The following is a 2523-nucleotide window of genomic DNA, read 5'->3' as shown; positions in this document are numbered from 1 at the left end:
TAGGAAAGCATGGGGATGAAGGTATGATAGCGAGATATGTAAAAGAACAAGATAAAGAATACCTGCAGCTACACCAAAATCTACAATTGAGTCTATTTTGATTCTGATACCCCGTCCGCTTGCGGCGGGGTAGTTCATTTTCTAAATAATTTAGAGGTTGGGATGCTGTTTCTCTTAGAAAGAAAGCCGCTTTAGCAATTCCCAATCTCTCTACGAGAGCTTTAACTCCCTCTTTTCTAATTTCCTCAATCTCAGGAATCGTCAAATCTGTTTTAACTTTCATAGTAATTTTTCGGCTCTCCCGTATTTGTGGTGATAAGAAAAGGTTATCTAAGGGAGGGTGTATGCCATACGCCCCTACAGAAAAGGAATTTGCCAGGCTGTACTAGGATTATAACACAAAAAGCGATCGCCCTCTACAAATATAGCGTGATCGCATCTAATTCGAGACTATAGCTTTATTCGCCATTCGCTTCGCTTTCTTATAAATACTCAATCCCGCCCTGCATTTTGTCAGGACTCAGCCTTTAGGTTAGCCTGTACTGTAGAAGCAAGAGTTTTGTTATCTCGCATTACTCTGATCAACAATCTTAAGGCTTCGTTAACCGCATCAGCAGTGGGAAACATTTCCGCGACATCAGGCTCCAAGCGCACAGTGACTCCATCAAAGCTTTTTCTTCCAGAGCCTAACTTTCTAACTCGGAGGTGCTTCAAGTCATACTCTGTCCGTAAATCATCTTCCATTTCTGGCTCATCCCTCTTCATAAGCTTCTCGTTCGGTTTGCGTCACTTCCCTTGCACTGATGAGTCGAATTACATCTCCTCTTTCAGTATAGGATACAATTAACAATCGCCCTCGATCTGACTCGCCAACAATCAGATATCGTTCCTCGCTCTCAGAATGCTCTGGATCATCGAAAATTTTGTATCAGCAATTTTTTGTTATTATCACAAGTACGGGAGAGCCAATTTTGCTTCATTTATTCACACTTCTAAGATTATAACAAAAAAAGCGATCACGCTATATGATCAAGTGTGATCGCACTAACATTGTTCTTCAGTCTTATATCTGCGAATAGCACTGTTCATCAGGTTAATCTGCTCTGCGTGAAATGAAGGGGGCATGGCACCATGAGTCGTGTAGTCTAATCCATCGTGCATGACATCTGTTGGCAATGCAGAGTGATCTAAACCTAAGGTATGACCAATCTCATGAGCAATCGTGTTGGCAATTAAGTTAGATAGACTACTAATACTAAGATTGCCTCTACAAGAAGCATAAAAAACTTGATCGATTCTGATAATTGCATGACCAGTAACTTTACCTAATAAGAAGCTCGCTACTCCTAAATAATCTACTGGCTGACTGTCAGCAAATACATAAACATGAGTAAATTTATCTTGCCATTCCTGACTGTTAGGTGGTTCTGTAGTAAGAAAAACCTGAACACCTCTGAATGCACCATACAGTCTGGAAAAAGCTTCCATAAAAATTGCACTCATGGTTTCTTGATATTCGGGTAAGACTTCCATATTTGAAATATCTATCCAAATACAATGGCGACTTTTTTCTGAAAAATTTCGCAAGGGAAAACCGCAGTTAGGACAAAATTCCCATTCTGCTTGAATGTGCGATCTACAAGATTGACACCTGAGTTTAATTGGTCTAGTGAGATCTATACGCTGAGATAGAGATTGTTTTAGCTTGCGGTTGTATTTAGTTAAGTCCAGTCGTTCAAATAAAGATGACATAGCTTTGCTTTACTAAGCATAAGAACCGACAATTTCTCCTAATCCGTTGACACTAACTCCATTTCCAATTGCAGCCAAATTCCACTCGTCGTTATGTTGGTATAACTCTGCCATAATCATTCCCGTAGCACCTTTGTATTCATTTCCTGATAGATTGTAGCGAGCAAGCTCTTTGTTGTTAGACATATCGACTAATCGTACAAATGCGTTTTTTACTTGGAAAAAGTCTTGTTTTCTGGCTATACAGTCATAAATATTGACTGTAAAAACCAGTTTGGTAATTCGTGATGGCACTAAGGAAAGATCAACAATGATTTGCTCATCATCTCCCTCTCCTGCTCCCGTCAAGTTATCGCCTAAGTGAGTGATTCCTCCTGATCGATGCTTGCGATTGCCAAAATAAACTATATCGTCCTTGTCTCCAACTTTTCCGTTACTGCCCAAGCAGATTACTGAAGCATCTAGGTCGTAGTTCGGTCTGTTGCTAAATGCGCCGAACAAGCCACCCCCAGTTTGTTCTACTACACCCCATCCTAGTCCACAAATAATTTTTTTCAGACCAGGTGCCTCTTTTGTCAGGGAAATACGTTGCCCTTTCTGTAAATTGATGGCCATAATTTGAACTTTCCTTAGCTATAACGATCTAGCAATGCTTGCAGCCCTCCTTGATAGCCAGAACCCACCGCGTTGAGTGACCATTGCCCATCTTTGCGATAGAGTTCTGCCATGATTAGGGCGGTTTCAATAGAATAGTCTTCTACTAAGTCGTAG

The 2523-nt window shown here is 40.7% G+C and carries 4 protein-coding genes and 3 pseudogenes; 1 reads left to right on the top strand and 6 read right to left on the bottom strand.

The window, feature by feature from the left end; all coding sequences use genetic code 11:
• Positions 1-101: pseudogene (locus PX481_RS30065) on the top strand (IS200/IS605 family transposase); the annotation flags it as partial.
• Between the two features lie 412 nt (positions 102-513).
• Here PX481_RS30065 and PX481_RS06635 read toward each other — a convergent pair.
• From PX481_RS06635 to PX481_RS06610, 6 genes and pseudogenes are all read right to left on the bottom strand, one after another.
• Positions 514-765: a hypothetical protein gene (locus PX481_RS06635; protein WP_002755276.1), complete on the bottom strand. Its 252-nt coding sequence runs from the start codon at positions 763-765 to the stop codon at positions 514-516.
• Positions 752-928 (bottom strand): annotated as a pseudogene (locus PX481_RS06630) (BrnT family toxin); the annotation flags it as partial. The gene PX481_RS06635 and the pseudogene PX481_RS06630, both read right to left, overlap by 14 nt.
• 116 nt (positions 929-1044) lie before the next feature.
• Entirely contained in the window at positions 1045-1533 is a 489-nt protein-coding gene (locus PX481_RS06625; protein ID WP_288094059.1) for a matrixin family metalloprotease, read from the bottom strand.
• Positions 1534-1590: 57 nt separating this feature from the next.
• Positions 1591-1752 (bottom strand): annotated as a pseudogene (locus tag PX481_RS06620) (double zinc ribbon domain-containing protein); the annotation flags it as partial.
• A 12-nt stretch (positions 1753-1764) separates the two neighbouring features.
• Entirely contained in the window at positions 1765-2367 is a 603-nt protein-coding gene (locus tag PX481_RS06615) for a TerD family protein (protein WP_288094056.1), read from the bottom strand.
• 14 nt (positions 2368-2381) lie between these two features.
• Positions 2382-2523 (bottom strand): TerD family protein (locus PX481_RS06610; protein WP_288094058.1); only part of this gene is annotated, 142 nt, incomplete at its 5' end.

The organism is Microcystis sp. M53603_WE2, from assembly GCF_030065435.1.
The sequence above is the reverse complement of the archived record's forward strand: the minus strand, read 5'-3'. Positions and strand labels throughout refer to the sequence as shown.

What these genes read in the sequence shown, in the direction of transcription:
- PX481_RS06635 (WP_002755276.1), bottom strand. Translation starts at nt 765, where the DNA reads ATGAAGAGGGATGAGCCAGAAATGGAAGATGATTTACGGACAGAGTAT.
- PX481_RS06625 (WP_288094059.1), bottom strand. Translation starts at nt 1,533, where the DNA reads ATGGAAGTCTTACCCGAATATCAAGAAACCATGAGTGCAATTTTTATG.
- PX481_RS06615 (WP_288094056.1), bottom strand. Translation starts at nt 2,367, where the DNA reads ATGGCCATCAATTTACAGAAAGGGCAACGTATTTCCCTGACAAAAGAG.